At 63.0% G+C, this 23,129-nt stretch carries 23 protein-coding genes; 16 read left to right on the top strand and 7 right to left on the bottom strand.

Features of this window, described 5'->3' with window-relative positions; all coding sequences use genetic code 11:
- Positions 1–57: 57 nt before the first annotated feature.
- Entirely contained in the window at positions 58–690 is a 633-nt protein-coding gene (locus tag AC1DYC_RS26015; protein WP_477410618.1) for a TetR/AcrR family transcriptional regulator, read from the top strand.
- Entirely contained in the window at positions 671–1,834 is a 1,164-nt protein-coding gene (locus AC1DYC_RS26020; protein ID WP_477410619.1) for an isovaleryl-CoA dehydrogenase, read from the top strand. The genes AC1DYC_RS26015 and AC1DYC_RS26020 overlap by 20 nt, the downstream gene beginning before the upstream one ends.
- Here AC1DYC_RS26020 and AC1DYC_RS26025 read toward each other — a convergent pair.
- Together AC1DYC_RS26025 and AC1DYC_RS26030 are read right to left on the bottom strand one after the other, a co-directional pair.
- Positions 1,831–2,199 (bottom strand): type II toxin-antitoxin system HicB family antitoxin, encoded by a 369-nt coding sequence (locus AC1DYC_RS26025; protein WP_477410620.1) that lies wholly within the window; start codon positions 2,197–2,199, stop codon positions 1,831–1,833. The genes AC1DYC_RS26020 and AC1DYC_RS26025 overlap by 4 nt on opposite strands.
- Positions 2,196–2,450: a type II toxin-antitoxin system HicA family toxin gene (locus AC1DYC_RS26030; RefSeq protein WP_192256661.1), complete on the bottom strand. Its 255-nt coding sequence runs from the start codon at positions 2,448–2,450 to the stop codon at positions 2,196–2,198. The genes AC1DYC_RS26025 and AC1DYC_RS26030 overlap by 4 nt, the downstream gene beginning before the upstream one ends.
- A gap of 105 nt (positions 2,451–2,555) precedes the next feature.
- On the opposite strand from AC1DYC_RS26030, the gene AC1DYC_RS26035 reads away from it, so the two are divergent.
- The 5 genes from AC1DYC_RS26035 (at position 2,556) to AC1DYC_RS26055 (ending at position 7,688) form a co-directional block, all read left to right on the top strand.
- Positions 2,556–4,163, top strand: coding sequence for a carboxyl transferase domain-containing protein (locus tag AC1DYC_RS26035; protein WP_477410621.1), 1,608 nt, complete (start codon positions 2,556–2,558; stop codon positions 4,161–4,163).
- Position 4,164: 1 nt separating this feature from the next.
- Entirely contained in the window at positions 4,165–4,695 is a 531-nt protein-coding gene (locus AC1DYC_RS26040) for an O-acetyl-ADP-ribose deacetylase (RefSeq protein ID WP_477410622.1), read from the top strand.
- 41 nt (positions 4,696–4,736) lie between these two features.
- On the top strand, positions 4,737–5,186 hold the full coding sequence (locus AC1DYC_RS26045) for a hypothetical protein (protein ID WP_477410623.1): 450 nt from the start codon (positions 4,737–4,739) through the stop codon (positions 5,184–5,186).
- A gap of 45 nt (positions 5,187–5,231) precedes the next feature.
- The gene (locus AC1DYC_RS26050; RefSeq protein ID WP_477410624.1) at positions 5,232–5,606 is read left to right on the top strand and encodes a hypothetical protein; all 375 of its coding nucleotides are present in this window, start codon (positions 5,232–5,234) and stop codon (positions 5,604–5,606) included.
- 120 nt (positions 5,607–5,726) lie between these two features.
- Positions 5,727–7,688, top strand: a complete 1,962-nt coding sequence (locus AC1DYC_RS26055; protein WP_477410625.1) for an acetyl/propionyl/methylcrotonyl-CoA carboxylase subunit alpha — start codon at positions 5,727–5,729, stop codon at positions 7,686–7,688.
- 65 nt (positions 7,689–7,753) lie between these two features.
- Here AC1DYC_RS26055 and AC1DYC_RS26060 read toward each other — a convergent pair whose 3' ends face one another.
- The gene (locus AC1DYC_RS26060) at positions 7,754–8,875 is read right to left on the bottom strand and encodes a branched-chain amino acid ABC transporter substrate-binding protein (protein ID WP_477410626.1); all 1,122 of its coding nucleotides are present in this window, start codon (positions 8,873–8,875) and stop codon (positions 7,754–7,756) included.
- Between the two features lie 382 nt (positions 8,876–9,257).
- Positions 9,258–9,524: an SEL1-like repeat protein gene (locus AC1DYC_RS26065; protein ID WP_025583692.1), complete on the bottom strand. Its 267-nt coding sequence runs from the start codon at positions 9,522–9,524 to the stop codon at positions 9,258–9,260.
- Positions 9,525–9,968: 444 nt separating this feature from the next.
- Between AC1DYC_RS26065 and AC1DYC_RS26070 the strand changes: the two genes are divergently transcribed.
- The 5 genes from AC1DYC_RS26070 to AC1DYC_RS26090 all read left to right on the top strand — a co-directional run bounded on the left by AC1DYC_RS26070 (position 9,969) and on the right by AC1DYC_RS26090 (position 13,795).
- Positions 9,969–10,310 (top strand): DUF2147 domain-containing protein, encoded by a 342-nt coding sequence (locus tag AC1DYC_RS26070; protein ID WP_203278043.1) that lies wholly within the window; start codon positions 9,969–9,971, stop codon positions 10,308–10,310.
- A gap of 227 nt (positions 10,311–10,537) precedes the next feature.
- Entirely contained in the window at positions 10,538–10,696 is a 159-nt protein-coding gene (locus AC1DYC_RS26075; RefSeq protein ID WP_477410627.1) for a hypothetical protein, read from the top strand.
- Positions 10,697–10,735: 39 nt separating this feature from the next.
- Positions 10,736–10,930 carry a hypothetical protein gene (locus AC1DYC_RS26080; protein WP_477410628.1) on the top strand — a complete coding sequence of 65 codons (195 nt, stop codon included), beginning with the start codon at positions 10,736–10,738 and terminating at the stop codon, positions 10,928–10,930.
- A 270-nt stretch (positions 10,931–11,200) separates the two neighbouring features.
- On the top strand, positions 11,201–12,661 hold the full coding sequence (locus AC1DYC_RS26085; protein ID WP_477410629.1) for an AMP nucleosidase: 1,461 nt from the start codon (positions 11,201–11,203) through the stop codon (positions 12,659–12,661).
- A gap of 105 nt (positions 12,662–12,766) precedes the next feature.
- A complete protein-coding gene (locus AC1DYC_RS26090) occupies positions 12,767–13,795 on the top strand; it encodes an endonuclease/exonuclease/phosphatase family protein (RefSeq protein WP_477410630.1) in 1,029 nt (342 codons plus the stop codon).
- Positions 13,796–13,820: 25 nt separating this feature from the next.
- On the opposite strand, the gene AC1DYC_RS26095 is transcribed toward AC1DYC_RS26090, so the two are convergent.
- Both AC1DYC_RS26095 and AC1DYC_RS26100 read right to left on the bottom strand, forming a co-directional pair.
- A complete protein-coding gene (locus tag AC1DYC_RS26095) occupies positions 13,821–14,420 on the bottom strand; it encodes a DUF922 domain-containing protein (RefSeq protein WP_477410631.1) in 600 nt (199 codons plus the stop codon).
- A gap of 145 nt (positions 14,421–14,565) precedes the next feature.
- A complete protein-coding gene (locus AC1DYC_RS26100) occupies positions 14,566–16,245 on the bottom strand; it encodes an electron transfer flavoprotein-ubiquinone oxidoreductase (RefSeq protein ID WP_477309731.1) in 1,680 nt (559 codons plus the stop codon).
- A gap of 303 nt (positions 16,246–16,548) precedes the next feature.
- Here AC1DYC_RS26100 and AC1DYC_RS26105 point away from each other — a divergent pair, with 303 nt between their 5' ends.
- The 3 genes from AC1DYC_RS26105 (at position 16,549) to AC1DYC_RS26115 (ending at position 19,210) form a co-directional block, all read left to right on the top strand.
- Positions 16,549–17,103, top strand: a complete 555-nt coding sequence (locus AC1DYC_RS26105) for a hypothetical protein (protein ID WP_477309732.1) — start codon at positions 16,549–16,551, stop codon at positions 17,101–17,103.
- 195 nt (positions 17,104–17,298) lie between these two features.
- Complete coding sequence (locus AC1DYC_RS26110) at positions 17,299–18,174, top strand: uracil-DNA glycosylase (RefSeq protein ID WP_477410632.1); 876 nt, start codon at positions 17,299–17,301, stop codon at positions 18,172–18,174.
- Between the two features lie 223 nt (positions 18,175–18,397).
- Positions 18,398–19,210: a helix-turn-helix domain-containing protein gene (locus tag AC1DYC_RS26115; protein WP_477410633.1), complete on the top strand. Its 813-nt coding sequence runs from the start codon at positions 18,398–18,400 to the stop codon at positions 19,208–19,210.
- 29 nt (positions 19,211–19,239) lie between these two features.
- On the opposite strand, the gene AC1DYC_RS26120 is transcribed toward AC1DYC_RS26115, so the two are convergent.
- Positions 19,240–20,142 carry a DMT family transporter gene (locus AC1DYC_RS26120; protein ID WP_477309735.1) on the bottom strand — a complete coding sequence of 301 codons (903 nt, stop codon included), beginning with the start codon at positions 20,140–20,142 and terminating at the stop codon, positions 19,240–19,242.
- 314 nt (positions 20,143–20,456) lie between these two features.
- Between AC1DYC_RS26120 and pepN the strand changes: the two genes are divergently transcribed.
- On the top strand, positions 20,457–23,096 hold the full coding sequence (gene pepN / locus AC1DYC_RS26125) for an aminopeptidase N (protein WP_477410634.1): 2,640 nt from the start codon (positions 20,457–20,459) through the stop codon (positions 23,094–23,096).
- The last annotated feature ends 33 nt before the right edge of the window (positions 23,097–23,129 follow it).

Below are 23,129 nucleotides of genomic sequence, written 5' to 3' on the forward strand. Positions count from 1 at the left end.
GCCCTCTTGAATTAATTGAACGTTCGTTTTATTATTGCACGACATAGGGAGGCGGCCATGGCGCGCACCGCCGGATCCGATGGTGAAAAGACCGAAGCCGCTGTCCGCGAGGCGGCGGTCAGCCTGATCGCGCGCTTCGGCTACGAGGCGATGTCGATGCGCCAGCTCGCCGCCGAGGTCGGCGTCCAGGCTGCCGCGCTCTACCGCTATTTTCCGACCAAGGAAGACCTTTTGTTCACGCTGATGCGCGAGCACATGGAAGGACTGATCAAGGCTTGGGACGCCGCACGCCCCGATGCCGCCGATCCGACGACGCGGCTTGCCGCCTATGTCGAAAACCATATCGCCTTCCACATCGAGCGCCGCCACTCCACCCATGTCTCGAACATGGAGTTGCGCAGCCTTTCGCATGACCGCCTGACGCAGATCCTGAGGATGCGCACCGCTTATGAGAAGGAGTTGCGCGCCATCCTGCGCGAGGGGGCGGAAACGGGCGCCTTCAGCATCGATGACACCGGGCTCACCGCCATGGCGCTGATCCAGATGATGACCGGCGTTATCGTCTGGTTCCGGCCGGGCGAGCGGCTGTCGATGGCTGAAGTCACGGCGACATATCTTTCGATGACAATGCGCCTGGTTGGCGCGAAGATCCATTTCGGGGAGGAACGGCATGTACACGAACACGCTTAGCTTCGGGCATGACGAAGACATCGAGGCGCTGCGCGATCTGGTGCGCCGCTTCGCTCAGGAGAAAATTGCGCCGATCGCCGCCGAGATCGACCGCAGCAATCAATTCCCCATGCATCTGTGGAAAGAACTCGGCGCGCTCGGCCTTCTCGGCATCACCGCTGATCCCGATTTCGGCGGCAGCGGCATGGGCTACCTCGCCCATGTGATCGCGGTGGAAGAGATTTCCCGTGCTTCGGCCTCGGTCGGCCTCTCCTACGGCGCCCATTCGAACCTCTGCGTCAACCAGATCAACCGTTGGGCGACACCAGCACAGAAGGAGAAATATCTGCCAGCGTTGTGCTCGGGTGAAAAGGTCGGCGCGCTCGCCATGTCGGAATCCGGCGCCGGCTCCGACGTCGTCTCGCTCAAGCTGCGCGCCGAAAAGCGCAACGACCGCTATGTGCTCAACGGCTCGAAAATGTGGATCACCAACGGTCCCGACGCCGAAACGCTGGTCGTCTACGCCAAGACCGATCCGGAACGGAAATCGCGCGGCATCACCGCCTTCATCGTCGAAAAGGCGATGGCCGGCTTTTCGACGGCGCAAAAGCTGGACAAGCTCGGCATGCGCGGCTCCAACACCGGCGAACTGGTGTTCGACAATGTCGAGGTTCCCTACGACAATTTGCTGCATGAGGAAGGGCGTGGCGTCGAAGTGCTGATGTCGGGTCTCGACTATGAGCGTACCGTGCTTGCCGGCGGACCGATCGGACTGATGGCGGCGTGCCTGGATGTCGCGATCCCCTATGTGCATGAGCGCAAGCAGTTCGGGCAGCCGATCGGCGAGTTCCAGCTGGTGCAAGGTAAGCTGGCCGACATGTATTCGACGATGAACGCCGCGCGCGCCTATGTCTATGCAGTGGCGGCTGCCTGCGATCGCGGTCAGACGACGCGCAAGGACGCCGCCGGCTGCGTGCTGTTTGCGGCGGAGAAGGCGACGCTGATGGCGCTCGACGCCATCCAGCTGCTCGGCGGCAACGGCTATATCAATGACTATCCGACCGGCCGGCTGTTGCGCGACGCCAAGCTCTACGAGATCGGCGCCGGCACCAGCGAAATTCGCCGCTGGCTGATCGGACGCGAGATCATGGCGGAGGGGGTTTAGTGCGTGCGGGTTCGGACTTTTGTCGAACCTTCGTCGACCCGCTTGCGGGCGACTTCGGCAAGCGTGTCCGACACCCACTGATTGATCGATTTGCCGTCGCTGGCGGCGGCCTTGCCCAGGAGCGCATGAATCTCTGGTGTCGTGCGCAAAGCGAGCTTGCCCGAGTACGGCTTCTGAGGATCAGCGCCACGCTCCTTGCAAAAAGCAAGATAGTCGTCGACGCTGCCTTGAAAAGCCTTCACCAATTGCTCTGCAGTCTCGGCTTCAAAAGTGACGATGTCGCGAATGCCAAGGACGCGACCATGGAACACCATGTCCTCATCGTCGAACTCGATCGATCCGGCATAACCCTTGTAAAGTTTCATGGCCCTATTCCAACATTGGTCAAAAATTCCCGGATGTCCCTGATTGCCCACCGCTTGGTGTCGGGCGATGGATGGGGGCGGTGCAGGAACAGTGTCTGGTCGGCGATGGTGAACCTCACTCGTGAGCCGCTGCCTTCCGAAACTTCGGCTCCAAGCGCCACCAGCAATGCCTCGACATCGCGCCATTTGATCGAAGCGCTGACCGGATTCGCAAATATCTTGTCTAGTGTCTGCCGGTGCGCAGCTTTCATGACTTTCCGCCCTCCCCAAATTGAATACCGTGGTAGTCGGCTCCTCTCGGGTTAGGGCGAGAGCCCATAGTGATACTAAAATATGATATCACAAAAGGTTCGTCAATGGCCACTCTAGCCTCTCAGATCTCGCCCTCCTCCGAAACCTTCCGCGCCAATGCCGAACGCATGCGCGCACTGGTCGCCGACATCGCCGACAAGGCCGCCAGCGTCGAGCGCGGCGGCTCCGACGAGGCGCGCGAGCGCCATGTTTCGCGCGGGAAACTGTTGCCGCGCGAGCGGCTGGCGCAATTGCTCGACACCGGCTCGCCCTTCCTCGAGATCGGCCAGTTCGCAGCATGGTCGATGTATGGCGAGGAGATTTCCTCAGCCGGCATGATCGCGGGCGTCGGCCGTGTCGAAGGCACCGAGGTGATGGTTGTCGTCAACGACGCCACGGTGAAGGGTGGGACCTATTATCCGCTGACGGTGAAGAAGCATTTGCGGGCGCAGGAAATCGCACTGCAGAACAATCTGCCTTGCGTCTATCTGGTCGATAGCGGTGGCGCCAATCTGCCCAACCAGGACGAGGTGTTTCCCGACCGCGAGCATTTCGGCCGCATCTTCTACAACCAGGCCAACATGTCGGCGGCCGGCATCCCGCAGATCGCCTGCGTCATGGGCTCATGCACGGCAGGCGGAGCCTACGTGCCGGCAATGTCGGACGAGACGATCATGGTGCGCAACCAGGCGACCATTTTTCTCGGCGGCCCGCCGCTGGTGAAAGCCGCCACAGGCGAAGACGTCAGCGCCGAGGATCTGGGCGGCGCCGATGTGCACACCAGGCTGTCGGGCGTCGCCGACCACTATGCGCTGGACGACGAACATGCGCTGGCCATCTGCCGGCGCATCGTCAAAAACCTCAACCGGCGCAAGGCCGTAAGCCTGACCTTACAGGAACCCACGCCGCCGCTTCACGATCCGCGTGAACTCTACGGCATCGTGCCGACCGATCTGCGCCAGCCCTATGATGTGCGCGAGGTGATCTCACGCGTCGTCGACGGCTCCGAGTTCGACGAGTTCAAGCAGAATTACGGCACCACGCTGGTCACCGGCTTTGCCCATCTCCAAGGCATGCCGGTCGGCATCATCGCCAACAATGGCGTGCTGTTTTCGGAGAGCGCGCTGAAGGGCGCGCATTTCATCGAGCTGTGCTGCCAGCGCAAGATCCCGCTGATCTTCCTGCAGAACATCACCGGCTTCATGGTCGGGCGGAAATACGAAGCCGGCGGCATCGCCAAAGACGGCGCCAAGCTGGTGATGGCGGTGGCCACCGCTCGCGTGCCGAAGGTGACGATGATCATCGGCGGCTCGTTCGGCGCCGGCAATTACGGCATGTGCGGACGCGCCTATTCGCCACGCTTCCTGTGGATGTGGCCGAACGCCCGCATTTCGGTGATGGGCGGCGAACAGGCGGCGACCGTGCTGGCCGTGGTCAAGCGCGAAGGCATCGAGCGCAAGGGCGGTGAATGGAGCGCGGAAGAGGAAGCAAAATTCAAGAAGCCGATCCTGATGAAATACGAGCACGAGGGCCATCCGCTCTACTCTTCAGCGCGGTTGTGGGACGACGGCATCATCGATCCGGCGAAAACGCGCGAGGTGCTGGCGCTCAGCCTGTCGGCTGCGCTCAACGCCGACATCGAGGAAACGAAGTTCGGCGTGTTCAGGATGTAGGATGAGCGCGCTCAGCGAACGGATCCGCATTCACACCGGCGACATCACGAAGCTGGATGTCGACGCCATCGTCAATGCCGCCAATTCCTCGCTGCTGGGCGGTGGCGGCGTCGACGGTGCCATTCACCGCGCCGCCGGCCCGGAACTCGAATTCGAATGCCGGATGCTGCATGGTTGCAAGGTCGGCGACGCAAAGCTCACCAAGGGCTACAGGCTACCCGCACGCTACATCATCCACACGGTCGGACCGGTCTGGCAAGGTGGCAGCAAAGGTGAGGCCGGACTGCTCGCCTCCTGCTATCGCCGGTCGCTCGAAATCGCACGCGCCCATGACTGCCGGACGGTAGCCTTTCCGGCGATCTCGACCGGCATCTACGGCTATCCGAAGGACGAGGCTAGCGGGATCGCCGTCGGCATCGTCGGCGGTTTCCTCGCACTGAATGCGTTGCCTGAAACCGTTACTTTCTGCTGCTTCGATGAACAGACCGCAGAACTATACCGACGAGCTGTTGCTGACGTTGAGGAAAGCTGAACTTATGGCACAAAAATTTCCCCAAAGCAGGCCAACGCGAATTGTCGTCAACGGACTGGCGGCCGCAAGAAATATTCGCTATTGCTTGCTCGGCACTGGGCAGTTGGGGTTGGGTGGAAATGACTTTAAAATATTGGCGCGAGTCGACCGCGTCGATACTTGCGGGATTTCTAAAATTGGTTGCACCCGGCGCCGAGGCCGCCGGTTCGCTGGCGGGAAGCAAGGGCGACGTGCGCTATCCGGTTTACTTTCCGGTCGGCACGACCGGGGGCTGCTTGAAGGCCTACAAGGACTACGTCGCCGCCGGCGGCCATTCCGCCTATGCTTCCACTCCGATCGCCCGGATGACGGAATTCTTCATCTGCGGCAACCATGTGAACGCCAAGACCCAAAAGACGGCGGAGGACGCTGCATTGAGATCATGCCAGGCCGGTCTCAAGAAGTGGAAATTCCAGACCAGCGGGGCGTGCAGCATCGCCGCGTCCAAATAGATGGGCGCCGGTCGGCCTCGGTTCTTTCCAAACGGGTGGAAACAAATGAAATCCGCGAACATCAAACGGGCTGCCGCACCGATCCTTGCCGGCTTGCTCATAGTCGTGACAACCGGCATCGCAACGGCGGCGTCGCTGGCGGGAAGCAAGGGCGATACCTACTTCTATCCATATTTGCCGAAAAACCCGAAAGACCAGTGCACGAGGGCTTACAACGCCTACGTGGCGGCTGGCGGCCATTCGGCCTATGCGACAACCCCCTATGCCCGCATCCGTTCGTTGTACATCATCTGCGGCTCGGGCTTGAATGCACCGTCACAGAAAGCTGCCGAAGAACGGGCGATGAAATCCTGCGAGGCCGCCCGCAGCCATTACAAGGTCATTACGGGGGCGGGCTGCGAAGTCGCCGCTTCCAAGTAGAGCAGGCCTTCCTTCCCGACGCTTTGACAACGGCCGGGCTGCATCGCAGGGTGCGGCAATGAGAAAGCTTGCACGGATAGGCCGGCTGGACAGTGCTCAATCTCTGGTCCCGGAGGCTCCATGTTCGCCAAGATCCTGATCGCCAATCGCGGCGAGATCGCCTGCCGGGTGATGCGCACCGCACGCAGGCTCGGTGTGCGCACCGTCGCCGTCTATTCCGACGCCGATGCCAAGGCCCTGCATGTCGAAATGGCCGACGAGGGGGTGCATATCGGCGCTTCGCCCGTCGGCGAAAGCTATCTGCGCGGCGACAAGATTGTCGCGGCCGCACTGGCGACAGGTGCCGAAGCGATCCATCCCGGTTACGGCTTCCTCTCGGAAAACCCTGATTTCGTCGACCAGGTGGTGGCGGCAGGGCTTATCTTTATCGGCCCATCGGCAGCCTCGATCCGCGCCATGGGGTTGAAGGATGCGGCCAAGCGCTTGATGGAAAAGGCCGGCGTGCCGGTGGTGCCGGGTTATCATGGCGAGGCGCAAGAGATTGTGCTGCTGGCGTCCAAGGCGCGCGAGATCGGCTATCCCGTGCTGATCAAGGCGCGCGCCGGCGGCGGCGGCAAGGGCATGCGCCGCGTCGACCATCCCGACGATTTCTCCGAGGCGCTGTCGGGCGCACGGCGCGAGGCCAAGGCCGCTTTCGGCGACGACCGCGTGCTGGTCGAAAAATATGTCGACAAGCCGCGCCACATCGAGGTCCAGGTGTTCGGCGACAATTTTGGCAATGCCGTGCATCTCTATGAGCGCGACTGCTCGGCGCAGCGCCGCCACCAGAAGGTGATCGAGGAAGCGCCGGCGCCCGGCATGACCCCGGCGTTGCGCAAGGCGACGACGGAAGCGGCGGTGAAGGCCGCCAAGGCGATCAGCTATTCGGGCGCCGGCACCATCGAATTCATCGTCGACGCCTCGCAAGGGCTGAAGGCCGACCGCTTCTGGTTCATGGAAATGAACACCCGCCTGCAGGTCGAGCATCCTGTCACCGAAATGGTCACCGGCACCGATCTGGTCGAGTGGCAGTTGCGCGTGGCATCCGGCGAAAAGCTGCCGAAGACGCAGAGCGAAATCCAACTCTCCGGTCACGCCTTCGAGGCGCGCATCTATGCCGAGGACGCGGCAAAAGGCTTTTTGCCGGCGACCGGCACTCTGCATCATCTGGCGTTTCCCGACAAAGCGCCCGAAGGCGCTACGATGCGCATCGAGACCGGCGTGCGGGCCGGCGATGCGATCTCACCCTTCTACGATCCGATGATCGCCAAGCTGGTCGTCCACGCCAGGGACAGGCAAGCGGCGCTCGACGCGCTCGGCACAGCGTTGTCGCAGACCGAGATTGCCGGCTCGACCGTCAACACAGCCTTTCTAGCGGCGCTTGCCGCGGACACCGATTTTTCCGCCGGCGACGTCGATACCGGCCTGATCGGCAGGCATCAGGAAGCGTTGACCACGGTCGCCCCGCCGAGCGGCGAGATCGTTGCCGCGGCCGCCCTTGCCGCGGCCGGCGCCGGTGCGTTGCGGCAGACGGACGATCCGTGGTCGTCGCTTGCCGGCTATGCACATTTCCACACTGTTGCGCGGCGCACACGGCTACGCCATGGCGAGGACGATATTCTGGCGCGTGTTTCAGTGCGGCCGGACGGGCGCTTCGAGGTGGCGCTGGATGCGCCCTATGACAGCGTCAACTCGCACGATCTTCGCGCTGCCCCTCGCCTTGCGCGCTGGCCAGGCCACGTCACCGTGTTTGAAGGCGCGGTCGGCTACAGTTTCCTCGTCCCGGATCCGCTGGCGCGAACCGATGAAGCCGCCGCCGCTTCCGGCAGCCTGCGCGCGCCGATGCCCGGCCTGGTCAAGCTGGTGCGCGCGGCCAAGGGCGAAGCCGTGACCAAGGGCCAGCCTCTGCTGATCCTGGAAGCGATGAAGATGGAGCACACGATCTCGGCCAGCCATGACGGCGTCATCGCCGAGATTGCAGCGGAAGGCGCGCAGGTCACCGACGGAACCGTGCTGGTGCGTTTCGTTGAAGAGGCTGCATAGCCGGCTGGAGGCTCGAACAAAAAATGGCCGGGACAAGCCCGGCCATTTCATGAGTATGCGGACGATTACTGCGCGATCGGCGCGTATTTGCCGTCATGCCACTGGTTGATGTCGTAGCTGGCGTTCTTCAGGTCGCCCTTCTCGTCGAAGGTAACCTCGCCGACCACGGTGCTGAACGGCGTGCCGTTCTTCAGCGCTTCGGCGACCTTGACCGGATCGTCGGTTCCGGCGCGCTTGACGCCTTCTGCAAAGGCCTGAACGACGGCGTAGGAGAAAAGCGTGAAGCCTTCCGGCACGAAGCCGCCCGCCTTGATCTTGGCGATGGCGTCCTTGGCTTCCGGCTTAGCCTGCGGGTCCGACGGGAAGACGAACATCGTGCCTTCGCCGGCCGGGCCAGCGACCTGCCAGAATTCCGGCGTGGCGATCGAGTCCGGCATGATCAGCTGGAACTTGACGCTCTGCTCGGCCGACTGGCGCAGGATCAGCCCGGCTTCCGGGTGATAGCCGCCGAAATAGACGACGTCGGCCTTGAGGTCCTTCAGCTTGGTGACGAGCGCCGAATAGTCCTTCTCACCGGCATTGATGCCTTCATAGTCGACTTCCTTGAGGCCGCCGGCATTCATCGTCGCCTTAACGGCATCGGCAACGCCCTGGCCGTAGGCGCTCTTGTCATGCAGGATGACGACATTCTTGCCGGCATATTTCTTGGCGATCCATGGGCCCATGAAGGCGCCCTGCGCATCGTCGCGCGTGTAAAGGCGCATGATTGTCGGCCAACCGGCCTTGGCGGCGGCGTCGGTCAGCTCGGGGTTGGAGGCGGACGGGCTCATCATCAGCGCGCCGGCTTCGGCATAGACGGCGGAGGCCGGAATGGCGGAGCCCGAGCAGGCATGGCCGTCAATAAACTTGACGCCGTTGGCAACGATCCGGTTGGCCACCGAAACCGCCTGCTTGGGATCGCACTGGTCGTCTTCGATGTCGAGCTTGATCATCGAGCCGTTGACACCGCCGGCGGCGTTGATCGCGTCGGCTGCTGCCGTTGCGCCCTGCTTGAACTGATCGCCGATCGTGGCGAGCTGTCCGGTCATCGGGCCGACCACCGAAATGGTGACATCATCGGCAAAGGCAACCGGCGCGCTCATCATCAGGCCAAATACGGCCGCGCTCAAAATACCCATTTTTTTCATGGTGATAGAACTCCTCCCACACTCGCGCAGCCGCTCTGGCCGCGCTTCTTTCAGAAGGCGGGACAATTTCATCCTTCACTGGGCCTGTCTAGGCGCATCGGCGCCACTCGATTGGGCCTCATCAACGCAAAAAGCCACGCCAGCCTTGTTCCGGCCGGTCGTGGCTTTTTGCTCTTAGAGCAGTCCCCATGCGCCCCCGCGCCACGAAAACCTGCTCACCGTCCCCATTGTGCACGGCTGGGACCGTGTCGGCCTGCCGCGTTCTTGTCTTTCGTCGTCGACCGTCTTGTCGCGGTCTTGTTGTCTACCGGTTCCGGCCGTCTATGCGGTCTTGATCCCGGAGCTTCCCTGTCTTTCGTATATCTGCTCGAGATCGCCGATCTCAGTGCATGGTCATCCATTCGCGGGCTTCGCGCAGCGCCCTGGCGATCTCGACCTTGGACATTGCGGCCGACAGTTCCGAGCGCAGTTCGGCGGCGCGGATCGAGCCCTTGATGGCGGCGATGTTGAACCATTTGTGGGCGGCAACGACATCGGTCTCGCAATCGCGGCCGGTCGCATACATCATGCCCAGTTCGAAAAGAATGTCGGCCTGGGCAGTTGCCCCCATGGCGCCGAAGCCGGCTTCAAGCATTTCAAAACGTGCCATTTTAGTCCCCTGTCTGGCTCCCGAGAGCGGGCCTTTTCTGTCCCCCGGTGTCCCCTGGGGAGCCGCTCTTTCGATGCTTTCGAGAATGAAGCCGAGCCTTGAATTCGTCGTTAAATGGCGTGCTTAATTTGGAGAAAACAAAGCTAAAACAAGAGGTAAACGCGGAAATTCGTTAAGGATACAAAGTCAGCAACCGCGCCGTTTCGCGCCGGATTTGACGAAAATTTATGGGGCACCAATCAACACTCTGCTAACCACGGAAACCAAAGCCAACGCCTCGATCGTTTCATTTCCTGGTCGCTGAGCGCTTTCTCGACCCTTATGAAAATTGCAAACCCTTCCCCCACGGCACCCGCTTTTGTTTTGCCGGGAGCTGGATTAGCTTACGTTTGCGTAAGGGGCAGAGAGGCGGGCGCCCCACCTAAAACCACAGGGAGGACAGATATGTTTCGGAAAGTGAGCTTGGCCCTGGCGGCTACAGTGATGATGGCGGGCGCGGCCTGGGCCGATCCGATCGAAGGCAATTGGAAGACGCAAGCCGGCGACACCGCACTCATTGGCGGCAGCGGCTCATTCTCCATCACGCTGAAGACCGGCAAATATGCCGGCAAGACCATCGGCTCGCTCAAGCCGGCCGGCGACAACAAATATGCCGGCAACATCACAGATCCGGCAAACGACAAGACGTATTCCGGCAAGGCGACGCTGTCGGGCACCTCGCTGAAGATGAGTGGCTGCGTGCTCGGCGGGTTGATCTGCAAGAGCCAGACCTGGCACAAGCTCTGAGCTTGCTGTTTTGACATGACGACAACGGGGCCCCCAACAGGCCCCGTTTTCTTTTCCAGAACGGTCCACGACCTAGCCGCATGGTCGCTGCTCGCGGTCTCGCAACCGGGCCGATGCTCTCCCTAAAACATCGTCAATCACTTTGAACCGCAGATGAACGCCGGCATCAGAGCCGGTTCAGTCGCATCAGGGCATTTTGATGGCGTGTTCAAGGAGACACCACGCAAATGCTCGCTCGCCGCTTCACCATCGTCTGCCTGTTGATGAGCCTGTTCGGCATGTTCTTCGCCATTCTCGTGGCCGAAGCCGGCCGTCCGGCGCGCTCCTGGGATGCAGCCAGTTCCAGCAGCTGCCGGTTCGATTGCATGAACCATTTTCGCCCCTGAGACGACAAAGACGTAGATCCAAACAGAAAAGCCAAAACCATGAACCGCACAGCCCTCAACGCCCTCAACACCCTTCGGCTTCTGCCGCGAGCGGCGCTCGTCCTGATCGTGCTGTCGGCACCAGTTCTGGCGATGCCGATGATGCGGCCCGCCGCCGACACCACGACCGACGCGCCGGCGGCGAAGAAGCACGGCGTTGGCTTTGTTCTTCTGGTCAGCCTGCAGCGTGGGTAAGGTACGCTGATATTCAGGTGAGGCCGGCCTGCTGATGGCGGCCTTCCGCGCTTCCGGTGCTCACGTACTTGAGTACGCTCCGCTCCGGTTCTCGAAAGCCACCACCCTCGACTCGGCCTGACCTGAATCTCAACGCACCTTGGTGCGTAGACGAATAAATCGACGACTGGCCAGCTTTGGCGGCCACCTACCCCTCCCAAGCGCTCTCCTGAGTCTCTATATTAAGCCATGGAAAAGCGAATCTACCCACAAGCTATCGAATCGGTCGTCATGCCGGAGCCTTTCGGCAAGAAGAGCTTCGATGACGCCAAAAAGGCCGTGGCCGCCTTGCAGGTGCTCTACGACCGCAACACCAAATTCCTGCGTGACTCCTTTGCGGCACTTGCCGCCGGCGGCGACGAAAGCAAACGCTACCGCGCCTTCTACCCGGAGATCGGCGTCACCACCAATTCATTCACCCAGATCGATTCGCGCCAGGCCTACGGCCACATGCCGACGCCGGGGCATTTCTCGACCACCATCACCCAGCCGGTGCTGTTTGAAAGCTACCTCGTCGAGCAGCTTCGGCTGATCATGCGCAATCACGGCGTGCCGGTGACGGTTTCGGAATCGACCACGCCGATCCCGCTGCATTTCGCCTTCCTTGAGGGCACGCATGTCGATGGCACCGCCGCCGAGCGCATCAAGCGGCCGATCCGCGACCTGTTCGACGTGCCGGATCTCGATGGCACCGACGACCAGATCGCCAACGGCACATTCGAAGTGGCATTCGGCGAGCCGCGGCCGCTGGCTCCGTTCACGGCGCAGCGCATCGACTATTCGCTGCATCGCATGACGCACTACACGGCGACCAGCCCGCAGCATTTCCAGAATTTCGTGCTGTTCACCAACTACCAGTTCTACATCGATGAATTCGTCGCCCGTGCTCGGGCCCAGATGGCGGAAGGCGGCCACGGCTATACCGAATTCGTCGAGCCCGGCAATGTCATCACCAAGGCCGGGCACAACGCGCCCAGCGAAGGCGTGGCGGCGCCGCGGCTGCCGCAGATGCCCGCCTATCACCTGAAGAAGCCGAACCATGGCGGCATCACCATGGTCAATATCGGTGTCGGTCCCTCCAACGCCAAGACGATTACCGACCATATCGCGGTGCTCAGGCCACATGCCTGGCTGATGCTTGGCCATTGCGCCGGCTTGCGCAACACCCAGGCGCTGGGCGACTATGTGCTGGCGCATGCCTATGTCAGGGAAGACCATGTGCTGGACGACGACCTGCCGGTGTGGGTGCCGATCCCGCCGCTGGCCGAGGTCCAGGTGGCGCTGCAGGAGGCGGTCGCCGAAGTCACCGGGCTCTCCGGCTACGATCTCAAGCGCATCATGCGCACCGGCACAGTCGCCACCATCGACAACCGCAACTGGGAACTGCGCGACCAGCGCGGGCCGGTGCAACGGCTGTCGCAGTCACGCGCCATCGCGCTCGACATGGAATCGGCCACCATCGCCGCCAACGGCTTCCGCTTCCGCGTTCCCTACGGCACGCTGCTCTGCGTCTCCGACAAACCGCTGCATGGAGAGTTGAAGCTGCCCGGCATGGCGACCGAGTTCTACAAGCGACAGGTGGCTCAGCATCTGACCATCGGCATCAAGGCGATGGAGAAGCTGGCGGAAATGCCGATGGAACGGCTGCATTCGCGCAAGCTGAGAAGCTTTTCGGAGACGGCCTTCCAGTAGACCGGCTTCCCGCAAATGTTGGCCGCGAGGCGTTTCGTCATCTTGATTGGGCCGCATTTGCGCCGATAACAGGCCTGACACCTCGGCAATGCAAAACCCGGTCTGATGGCACGCGTGCGAAACATGGTGGCTTCGATGGCGTTCCTGGCAATGCTCGGCCTCTCGGCCGCGCTCGTGGCCGGGTTCTTTGGCACATTGCATCCGGCCTTCGATTCCTTCGCCCATTTCCGCATCCATCTGGCCGTGCTGATGGCGCTGATTGCGCTGCCGCTGCTTGCCACCTCGTTTCGCCTGCAGGCAGGTGTGGGCCTGCTCCTGGCCGTGGCCGCCTTCGCCTCGACGTTGAGCACCTTGCCGCGCCTGTGGCCGGTGCAGGCCGCCTATGACGCGCCCGGCAACGAACCGGTCTATCGGCTGCTGCAGATGAACCTGCGCTTCAACAATCCGACGCCGGAAAAGGTACTGTCGCTGATCGGCCGCACCAAACCCGATGTGATCACCCTCGATGAGGTGTCGCAGATGTGGTCGGAAAAGCTCGGCCTTCTCGAAAGCGCCTATCCGTACCGCATTCTGTGCGCCTATCCCAATGGCGTGTTCGGCGTGGCACTGTTGTCCAGGCGGCCGTTTGCCGTCGGTACCGAACCATACTGCGAACCGCGCGGCGCGATGGCCACCGCCACGGTCGACTTCGGCGGCATCGGCGTCGATGTCGCGGCGATCCATCTGAGTTGGCCGTGGCCGAAGGAGCAATACTGGCAGATCGGCGAGTTGACCAAGACGCTGACCTCGCTCGGCGAGACGGCGATCATGGCCGGCGACTGCAACGCCGTGCCGTGGAGCGCTGCGGTGCGGCGCGTCGCCGCGCTCGGCGGGCTGACCGTCATGCCATCGGCCGGGCCCAGCTGGATTCACCGGACGCTGCCCGACTTCCTGCGGCGCTATGCCGGCCTGCCGATCGACCAGGTGTTCTCGAAGGGTGCGGTGACGATCCTGTCGTCGACCCGGCTGGAAGACACAGGCTCTGACCATCTGCCGGTGATGGTGGAATTTTCGCTGAAGCAGGACGGCAACAAGCCGGTCGATGAGGACGCCACCGCGACCGTATCGCTGATCCAGCCCGGGATGCGCGGCTAGACCAACATGTTGCGGACTTAAGATTTCAGAGCCCGACCAGAGCCTCGATGATGCGCTCGACATGGCCGCCTTCACTGTGCTCGCGCGCGTCGAAGGCGATCTGTTTCGCCTCATAGAGCTTGGCGGTGGCTTCCAGGCGCCGCCGGGCTTCGGCGCGCGTCTTGTTGCATTGCGGATCGTTGGCCAATTTCAGGCCGCGAACCGACCGCTCCGCGGCCTGCATCATCTGCCCGGCAATACGGCCATGGGTTCCTTCATGAGCGAGAACGCCGGTGAAAAACCGGTTCCAGCGTTTGCGCAGCGCCGGCGTGACGGCCGAAGCCACGCGCGGATAGGTGTAGGTGATGTTGAGCGTTCCATTGGCCTGGCGCAGGCGGCAGACGCCGTTGACCTGGCCGAGGTCCAGGCTCCAGTCCGCGGTGTAACTCGTCTGCGCGATGGCGTGGGTCATGAAACCGTGCTTGGGTCCCCTGCGGTTCATGGCTATGACCAGACCAGCACCTGTGACGCCGCTGATGTCGTAGGTTCGCGTCTTGACGACGGTCTTCACCCCCGCCGACGCCGTCCCGACGGTGCCGCAGGCCACGCCTATGACGGCGACGCAAAACAAGACCAACACGCGCATGCCACTACCCCCATGGACGCGGCAATGAGACCACAAGCAGGCGACGGTTTCAACAATCATGGCGCCGGCGCCTTACATGCCCTGGTAGACCGGGCCTTCGCCGGCATTCTTTGTTGGCGGCGGTCGAGACGGCCCGGCCGGCGGCTTACATGCCCTGGTAGACCGGGCCTTCGCCGCCTTGTGGCGGCACCCAGTTGATGTTCTGGTTCGGATCCTTGATGTCGCAGGTCTTGCAGTGCACGCAGTTCTGCGCGTTGATGACGAAGCGCACATCCTCGGCGGCCGGATCGGCGGCGGCGTTGCCGTCCTTGTCGACCCATTCGTAGACGCCGGCCGGGCAGTAGCGCGTCGACGGCCCGGCAAAGACGTCGTGCTCGGAACGCTGCTGCAGTGCCATGTCGCCGACCAGCAGGTGCACCGGCTCGTTTTCCTCGTGATTGGTGTTGGACAGGAACACCGAGGACAGGCGATCGAAGGTGAGAACGCCATCCGGCTTCGGATAGGCAATCTTCTCGTGCTTGGCGGCAGGCTCCAGCGTCGCGTAGTCCGCCTTGCCGTGCTTCAGCGTGCCGAAGGGCGAGAAGCCGAACAGCGTGTTCAGCCACATGTCGAGGCCACCAAGGCCGACGCCGATGATGGTGCCGAAGCGCGACCAGAGCGGCTTGACGTTGCGCACCTTCTTCAGATCCTTGCCGATGTCGGTCGCCCGCCAGGCGTCCTCGTAGGAGGTCAACTCGTCATTGGCGCGGCCGGCGCCGATGGCTTGCGCGACATGGTCGGCCGCCAGCATGCCGGACAGCACCGCATTGTGCGAACCCTTGATGCGCGGCACGTTGACGAAGCCGGCAGCACAGCCCATCAGCACGCCACCGGGGAAAGACAGTTTCGGCACCGACTGCCAGCCGCCTTCGGTGATGGCGCGTGCGCCATAGCCGATGCGCTTTGCACCGGCGAAGGTGCCCGCTATCGCCGGATGGGTCTTGAAGCGCTGGAACTCCTCGAACGGCGACAGCCAGGGATTCTTGTAGTTGAGATGCAGGACGAAACCGACCGCAACCTGGTTGTCTTCCAGATGGTAGAGGAAGGAACCGCCGCCGGTCTTCAGATCGAGCGGCCAGCCGAACGAATGCTGCACCAGGCCGGGCCGGTGGTTCTCCGGCTTGACCTGCCACAGTTCCTTCAGGCCGATGCCGTATTTGCCGGGCTCGCGGCCGTCGGACAACTTGTATTTGGCGATCAGCTGTTTGGACAGCGAACCGCGCGCGCCTTCGCCGATCAGCACATATTTGCCCATCAGCGCCATGCCCGGCGCAAAGCCCGGGCCATGCGTGCCGTCTTTTTCGACGCCCATGTCGCCGGTGATGACGCCGGTGACAGCGCCGGCATCGTTGTAAACAAGGCTGGCGGCGGCAAAACCCGGATAGATCTCGACGCCCAGCGCCTCGGCCTTGCCAGCCAGCCAGCGGCAGACATTGCCGAGCGAGACGATGTAGTTGCCGTGATTGTTCATCAGCGGCGGCATCATGATGTTGGGCAGGCGGAACGAGCCGGCAGGGCCGAGCACCAGGAAATGATCGTCCGTAACCGGCGTCTTGAAGGGATGGCCCTCCTCCTCGCGCCAGCCCGGCAACAGGCGATCGATCCCGATGGGATCGACGACGGCGCCGGACAATATGTGGGCGCCGACCTCGCCGCCCTTTTCCAGCACAACGACGGAAAGCTCGGGATTGACCTGCTTGAGCCGGATCGCTGCGGCAAGGCCCGCCGGGCCGGCCCCGACGATGACCACGTCGAATTCCATGCTCTCGCGTTCGATCTCGCTCATCAACCCCTCCGCACTGGCTAACCGTTTCCGGGCATTTTGCTGGCTCCTGCGCTGCATAGCGCATCAATCCGCGACAGGAAACCGGCGCTGACGTGACAATGCCGTTTTCGCCAAAAAGTCGCGGTTAACGAGGCTGCTGCAAGCGTTTTGCACCGGCTGGACTTACGGTTCCCATATTTTAATTGTTCGACGGCTCGCTTATCGGCCATACTTCTTCCCATGCGCACGCCGTCCGGCTTTTCATTGACGCGCTTTCCCCTTCCGCCCGGCCGGACCTGCCGAGCGCTCCTTCTCGCCCTTTCGATGCTCACGCCGGTTGTTGCTCATGCCGAGCCGGTGAAGGTGTGGGCGACCGGGGCCTATTCCTTTTCCGACGAGCTTGGCGGCTTCCACATCACCGGCGCCTCGGGCCTCGGCACCAAGGAAAACCCGCTGGTTATCACCGAGGAGCTGAATTCGTCGACGCCGGTGACGCTGACCATCCGCACCACCAAGCCGATCCAGCCGTTCAGCACCGATGGCGAATTCGCCAACGGCATTCTGTACATGCGCATCGAGGTGCTCAACAACAGCGGTCAGGCCTGGGTCGAATTCCAGTTCGAGCTGCAGGAGATCCTCAACCAGCCGAGTGTGTTCGGCGACGGCCTGTCCTTCGACCAGCGCAACAAGACGCCCGACAACATCGTGTCGAGCGCCTATGCCGATTTCGACCGCGATTTCGAACCCTATGACCGGCTGCTGTTCAAAAACGGCAAGATCGACCCGCTGAAGACGGGAAGCTTCGAGTTTCTGATCACTGACTATACGCCGCGCTGGACGTTCTATCTGGTGCAGGATCCGCGCATACCGACGGGCTAAGGCGCGTTGATATTCAGGTGAGGCCGGCCTGCAAATGGCGGATATCTGCGCTTCCGGTGCTTACTTTAAGTACGCTCCGCTCCGGTTCTCGATATCCACCATTTTCGACTCGGCCTGACCTGAATCTCAACACACCTTGGTGCGGGCAGATTGCTTTGCTTGCAAATTGACGACGGGCGGACGAATGTGCCGGCCATGACTGCCGCCTCCCCCAACAACCGATCCGACCTTGCCGACCTCCTGGCATTCTACGCCAGCGCAGGCGTTGACGAGGCGTTGGACGACGCGCCGGTGAACCGGTTTGCCGAGGCCGCACCAAGGCTTGCCGAGCGGGCACCGGCGCCGCCAGCGCCACCTCGCGAAAAGGCACAGGAACAAATCGTAGCAAACCCCGGGCTGGATGCGAGCCGGGTGCCGGACGCGCCGGCGCGCTCCGTGCCGGCCACCGCGACCGTGCCCGACGAGGCACAGGCAGCACTTGCCAGGCAAATGGCGGCAAGCGCCTCGACGCTCGAGGAACTGCGCCAGCACATGGCCTCCTTCGACGGCTGCAATCTCAAATTCACTGCCAAGAACATGGTCTTTGCCGACGGCAATCCGCAGGCTTCGCTGATGCTGGTCGGCGAGGCGCCCGGCCGCGACGAGGACATTGAGGGCCTTCCCTTCGTCGGCCGCTCGGGCCGCCTGCTCGACCGCATGCTGGCGGCGATCGGGCTTGACCGCACCTCCGCCTATATCGCCAACGTCATTCCCTGGCGGCCGCCGGGCAACCGCACACCGACGCCGCACGAGACCGAAATCTGCCGCCCCTTCATCGAGCGGCAGATAGAACTGGTCAATCCCAAGGTGCTGGTCAACCTTGGCGGCCCATCGGCCAAGACCTTGCTCAACACGAGCGAAGGCATATTGCGGCTGCGCGGCAACTGGCGGGTGCACACGACCGCTTCCGGCATTGCCATTCCGGCCATGCCGACACTGCATCCGGCCTATCTCTTGAGAACCCCGGCGCACAAGAAGCTGGCATGGCGGGATTTTCTCGAGGTGAAGGTGAAGCTGAGGGGATTGGCGTGAAGCGCGACTTCCCCTTCTCCCCTTGTGGGAGAAGGTGTCGCCGAAGGCGACGGATGAGGGGTGTTCCAGGGAACGCCAACGTCTCATTCTGCTGGAACACCCCTCATCCGTCTCGGCGCTAAAGCGCCGATCCACCTTCTCCCACAAGGGGAGAAGGGAGAACCGCGCCATTAACCTCCGACGTAATTGAAATACGCCCCTCCCCGGCCTACTCATCCCAGTCATGACAACACCCCAGACCTCCGCCGGCAGCCTGATCCGCGAATGGCGTACGCGGCGGCGCATGAGCCAGCTCGATCTCGCCATGGAGGCCGAGATTTCACAGCGGCATCTCTCCTTCGTCGAGAGCGGCCGCGCCGCACCCTCGCGCGACATGGTGCTGCATCTGGCCGAGCAGCTTGAGATCCCGCTCCGGCAGCGCAACCAGCTGCTGCTTGCCGCCGGCTTCGCGCCGAGCTTCAGCGAACGGCCGCTCACCGACACGACGCTGGCACCGGCGCTTGCCGCGGTCGAGACCGTGCTCAAGGGGCATGAACCGTTTCCGTCGCTGGCCGTTGACCACCACTGGAACCTGGTTTCCGCCAATGCCGCAATCGGCCCGTTCCTGGCCGATGTTGCCGAGGCGTCGCTGCTTCAGCCGCCGGTCAACGTGCTGCGGCTCAGCCTGCACCCGAACGGCATCGCGCCGCGCATCGTCAATCTCGCGGAGTGGCGGGCGCATCTGCTGGAGCGGCTGAAGCACCAGAACGATGCCGCCGGCGATCCCGTGCTGGTCGAGCTGGAGCGTGAATTGCGAACCTATCCATCCGGCCTCAAGGGCGCGCGGCCTGTGCCGGTCGAGCCCAACGGCATCGTCCATCCGCTGCGGCTGGCGCATGGCGACCAGGTGCTGTCCTTCATCAGCACCATCACCGTCTTCGGCACCCCGCTCGACGTGACGTTGTCGGAACTGGCGATCGAGTCTTTCTTCCCGGCCGACGAGCAGACGCGTGCGGTGCTGGTGCGGCTTGCGAAGGAGCGGGCGGAAGCGAACTGAGCCAGCCCCTGCCCTGCGCGGACCTCTCCTCACCCCTGCGGCGGCGCCGCTTTCCTTGTGCGGGTGCGCTCCAGGCCGAGCTGGCGCTCGCGCCAGATGATGAAAATGCCGGCGGCGACGACGATCACGCCGCCGACCAGCGTGTTGATGGTGGCGACATCGCCGAAGGCGAAATAGCCGACGACGACGCCGAGGATCATCGAGGTGTATTCGAACGGCGCCACCACCGAAGCCTCGGCGTGGCGATAGGCCGCCGTCATCAGGATCTGGGCCAGGCCGCCGCAAAACCCGGCAGCAACCAGCAGACCGGCCTGCAGCGGCGTCAGCGCCTGCCAGCCGAAGGGCAGCGTAAACAGCGCCATGACGCTTGCCGTCGCCGAAAACCACAACACGATGGTCGCGGTCCGCTCGGTCTGGACCAGATTGCGCACCAGCAGGATGGCATTGGCGGAGATTGCCGCTGAGACCAGCGCCGCTATGACGCCCAGCACCTCCTGGTCGCCGAGTGCGGCGCCCGAGGTGAGAAGCGTCAGTTCCGGCCAGGAGATGATCAGGACGCCGACAAGGCCGACCGCGACCGCGCTCCAGCGATAGATGCGAATGGCCTCGCCGAGGAACAGCGAGGAGAACACCACCACCAGCAGCGGCTGGGCGTAGTTCAGCGTGATCGCCTCGGGCAGCGGCAACCTTGTCAGCGCGAAGAAACCGAGCCCCATGGCGCAAACGCCGACGACACCGCGCGCGATGTGGTTCAGCGGACGTTTGGTGGCAAACGCCGTACCCAGTTTTCCCCTGAAGGCCAGGAAGACGATGATCGGGAAGATGGCGAAGAAGGAGCGGAAAAAGACAATCTGGCCGGCAGGCAAAGTACCGGCTGCCTTGATGCAGGTCTGCATGCCGACGAAGACCGCAACCGACATGATCTTGAGCATTATGCCGGTCAGGACACGACCAGGGTGATCGGACAGTTTCCCCGCCGCCTCGTCTCTCGGCCCTGAAGTCACGTTCCCGCCGCTTCCCGGATCGTTGCCGAGGCGCGCGTCAGCCGACGCAGCACAAAGCTGCCCATTCCGAACTTCGGTGTGACGATGGTCATCAAGGGCCTCGCGATGGAAGGAGAACGCCCTGAATAGGCATTGGCGCAGTTTTGTCGAGTGGCCGTTTCGTGTAAAGAGCGCGCAACTTTAGATTTTATGGGCCAGCGGACACCTCTGCCGGCCCCGATAACGATAGGGAACCCCAGGGAATGCGAACCGATACCGGCCAGGTCTTCAAGCTCGAAGACTATCGCCCCAGCGACTTTTCCATTCCGCAAACCAACCTCACCTTCCGCCTTTCGCCGGATGCAACGCGCGTCACCGCCGTGCTGACGATCGAACGCCGCGATGGCGCTGCCGCATCAGTGCCGCTGATGCTCGACGGCGACGGGCTGGTGCTGAAGCGCATCGCCATCGAGGGCCGCGAGCTCGCGCCGGCCGATTATCTCGCCACACCGGACCAGCTGACCATTTTGAAGCCGCCGGCGCGCTTCGAGCTGCTGCTCGAGACCGAGATCGCGCCGACCAGCAATGAGGCGCTGATGGGCCTCTACCGCTCCAGCAATGTCTATTGCACGCAATGCGAAGCCGAGGGCTTTCGCCGCATCACCTATTTCCTCGATCGCCCCGACATATTGTCGGTCTACACCGTGCGGATCGAGGCAAGGCTGGACGAGGCACCGCTGCTGCTGTCCAACGGCAACCCGGTCGAAAGCGGGGCCCTCACCGATGGCTGGCACTATGCCAGATGGCACGACCCCTTCCCTAAGCCGTCCTATCTGTTTGCGCTTGTGGCCGGCAATCTCGGCCGGGTCGCCGACAGCTTCGTCACCCTATCCGGCCGCGAGGTCGAGCTCGGCATCTATGTCGAGCCGGGCAAGGAGGGGCTCGCCGGCTACGCCATGGATGCGCTGAAGCGCTCGATGCAATGGGACGAGCAGGCGTTCGGCCGCGAATACGATCTCGACGTCTTCAACATCGTCGCCGTCTCCGACTTCAACATGGGGGCGATGGAAAACAAGGGCCTCAACATCTTCAACGACAAATATGTGCTGGCCGATCGGGAGACCGCGACCGATGCCGATTTCGCCAATATCGAGGCGATCATCGCGCATGAATATTTCCACAACTGGACCGGCAACAGGATCACCTGTCGCGACTGGTTCCAGCTCTGCCTGAAGGAAGGGCTGACGGTCTTTCGCGACCACGAATTCTCTGCCGACCAGCGCTCGCGCGCGGTCAAGCGCATCGCCGAGGTGCGCACGCTGCGCGCCCACCAGTTCCCCGAGGACCAGGGACCGCTGGCGCATCCGGTGCGGCCGCGGCGCTACCGCGAGATCAACAATTTCTACACGGCGACGGTCTACGAAAAGGGCTCGGAAGTGGTGCGCATGATCCGCACCATCCTCGGGGCCGAGACCTTCCGCGCCGGCATGGACCTGTATTTCACGCGCCATGACGGCGAGGCCGCGACGATCGAGGACTTCCTCAAGGTGTTCGAGGACGCTTCAGGGCGCGACCTGTCGCAATTCGCGCTCTGGTATCACCAGGCGGGTACACCGAACCTGACCGTCAGTTCGACGCACAATCCGGCCACGCGCGAGTTCACGCTCGAGATCGAGCAGTCGGTGCCGCCGACACCGTCGGAAAGCCGCAAGCGGCTTATGCACATCCCTCTCGCCTTCGGCCTGGTCGGCGCCGGCGGCGAGCCGGTCGCCTATGGCGGGGTCGAGGGTGCCGCCGTTGAGGACGGCGTCATCCATATCCGCAAACGCCGCCACATGGTGCGCTTTTCCGGCGTTGACGAGCGGCCGGCAGTGTCGCTCAACCGCGGCTTTTCGGCGCCGATCACGCTTTCGGTCGAGCAGAAGACCGACGACCAGTTCTTCCTCGCCGGCCACGACAGCGATGCTTTCGCGCGCTGGCAGGCGTTCAACACACTGCTCACCGATGCGCTGATAGCGGCTTTCCGCCAGATCCTGGGCGGCGCGAAGCCAGCCTTCAGCGCCAGGCTGACCGGACTTGCCGGCAAGATCGCCGGCGATGAGACGCTTGAGCCCGCCTACCGCGCCCTGGCGCTGTCGCTTCCCGGTGAGGCCGACATTGCCCGCGACATCGGCAGGACCATCGATCCCGACGCCATCTTTGCCGCCCGCGAGGCGCTGGCGCTGGCAATCGCCCGCGCCAATCAGGACGCCTTCGCCAATCTCTACGGCGGCGTCGCCGACGATGGTCCGTTCAGTCCCGATGCGGCAAGTGCGGGACGACGGGCGCTGCGCAACATCCTGCTCGACTATCTCTCGCTGTTGCCGGCAGGCGTCGAGCTGGCTGCCCGGCATTTCGAAGCCGCGACCAACATGACCGACCGCGCGGCCGCACTCACCGTTCTTGCGCATCGCCATGACGGGTCGCCCGAGGCGGTCAAGGCGATGGCTGGCTTCGAGGCGCGCTATGGGGCCGATCCGCTGGTCATGGACAAATGGTTCCAGATCCAGGCCGCCGTGCCGGGACCGCGGACCGTCGAGCGGGTGCGCGCGCTGACCGGCCACGCGGCCTTCTCGATGGCCAATCCGAACCGGGTGCGCTCACTGGTCGGCACATTCTCCAGCGCCAACCAGACCGGCTTCCACCGCGCCGACGGCGAAGGCTACCGGTTTTTTGCCGAAACCGTGCTCGAGGTCGAAAAGCGCAACCCGCAGGTGGCCGCCAGATTGGCGACGGCGCTGCGTTCCTGGCGTTCGTTGGAACCGGGCAGACAGGCCAAGGCACGGGAAGCACTGCTGGCGATCGCCGGTGCCGAGAACCTCTCGGCGGATTTGCGGGATATTGTGGAGCGGACACTGGCGTGAGCGCCTTCCCTTCTCCCACAAGGGGAGAAGGGA

It is taken from the genome of Mesorhizobium sp. P2_E7 (assembly GCF_056403855.1).

Bases quoted from the DNA above. Each gene is read 5' to 3' on its own strand.
- AC1DYC_RS26110 (WP_477410632.1), top strand. From the start codon at position 17,299: ATGACTGCCGCCTCCCCCAACAACCGATCCGACCTTGCCGACCTCCTG.
- AC1DYC_RS26015 (WP_477410618.1), top strand. From the start codon at position 58: ATGGCGCGCACCGCCGGATCCGATGGTGAAAAGACCGAAGCCGCTGTC.
- AC1DYC_RS26095 (WP_477410631.1), bottom strand. From the start codon at position 14,420: ATGCGCGTGTTGGTCTTGTTTTGCGTCGCCGTCATAGGCGTGGCCTGC.
- AC1DYC_RS26065 (WP_025583692.1), bottom strand. From the start codon at position 9,524: ATGGCACGTTTTGAAATGCTTGAAGCCGGCTTCGGCGCCATGGGGGCA.
- AC1DYC_RS26070 (WP_203278043.1), top strand. From the start codon at position 9,969: ATGTTTCGGAAAGTGAGCTTGGCCCTGGCGGCTACAGTGATGATGGCG.
- AC1DYC_RS26035 (WP_477410621.1), top strand. From the start codon at position 2,556: ATGGCCACTCTAGCCTCTCAGATCTCGCCCTCCTCCGAAACCTTCCGC.
- AC1DYC_RS26090 (WP_477410630.1), top strand. From the start codon at position 12,767: ATGGCACGCGTGCGAAACATGGTGGCTTCGATGGCGTTCCTGGCAATG.
- AC1DYC_RS26100 (WP_477309731.1), bottom strand. From the start codon at position 16,245: ATGAGCGAGATCGAACGCGAGAGCATGGAATTCGACGTGGTCATCGTC.
- AC1DYC_RS26020 (WP_477410619.1), top strand. From the start codon at position 671: ATGTACACGAACACGCTTAGCTTCGGGCATGACGAAGACATCGAGGCG.
- AC1DYC_RS26060 (WP_477410626.1), bottom strand. From the start codon at position 8,875: ATGAAAAAAATGGGTATTTTGAGCGCGGCCGTATTTGGCCTGATGATG.
- AC1DYC_RS26115 (WP_477410633.1), top strand. From the start codon at position 18,398: ATGACAACACCCCAGACCTCCGCCGGCAGCCTGATCCGCGAATGGCGT.
- pepN (WP_477410634.1), top strand. From the start codon at position 20,457: ATGCGAACCGATACCGGCCAGGTCTTCAAGCTCGAAGACTATCGCCCC.
- AC1DYC_RS26030 (WP_192256661.1), bottom strand. From the start codon at position 2,450: ATGAAAGCTGCGCACCGGCAGACACTAGACAAGATATTTGCGAATCCG.
- AC1DYC_RS26075 (WP_477410627.1), top strand. From the start codon at position 10,538: ATGCTCGCTCGCCGCTTCACCATCGTCTGCCTGTTGATGAGCCTGTTC.
- AC1DYC_RS26080 (WP_477410628.1), top strand. From the start codon at position 10,736: ATGAACCGCACAGCCCTCAACGCCCTCAACACCCTTCGGCTTCTGCCG.
- AC1DYC_RS26050 (WP_477410624.1), top strand. From the start codon at position 5,232: ATGAAATCCGCGAACATCAAACGGGCTGCCGCACCGATCCTTGCCGGC.
- AC1DYC_RS26040 (WP_477410622.1), top strand. From the start codon at position 4,165: ATGAGCGCGCTCAGCGAACGGATCCGCATTCACACCGGCGACATCACG.
- AC1DYC_RS26085 (WP_477410629.1), top strand. From the start codon at position 11,201: ATGCCGGAGCCTTTCGGCAAGAAGAGCTTCGATGACGCCAAAAAGGCC.
- AC1DYC_RS26055 (WP_477410625.1), top strand. From the start codon at position 5,727: ATGTTCGCCAAGATCCTGATCGCCAATCGCGGCGAGATCGCCTGCCGG.
- AC1DYC_RS26105 (WP_477309732.1), top strand. From the start codon at position 16,549: ATGCTCACGCCGGTTGTTGCTCATGCCGAGCCGGTGAAGGTGTGGGCG.
- AC1DYC_RS26025 (WP_477410620.1), bottom strand. From the start codon at position 2,199: ATGAAACTTTACAAGGGTTATGCCGGATCGATCGAGTTCGACGATGAG.
- AC1DYC_RS26120 (WP_477309735.1), bottom strand. From the start codon at position 20,142: ATGCTCAAGATCATGTCGGTTGCGGTCTTCGTCGGCATGCAGACCTGC.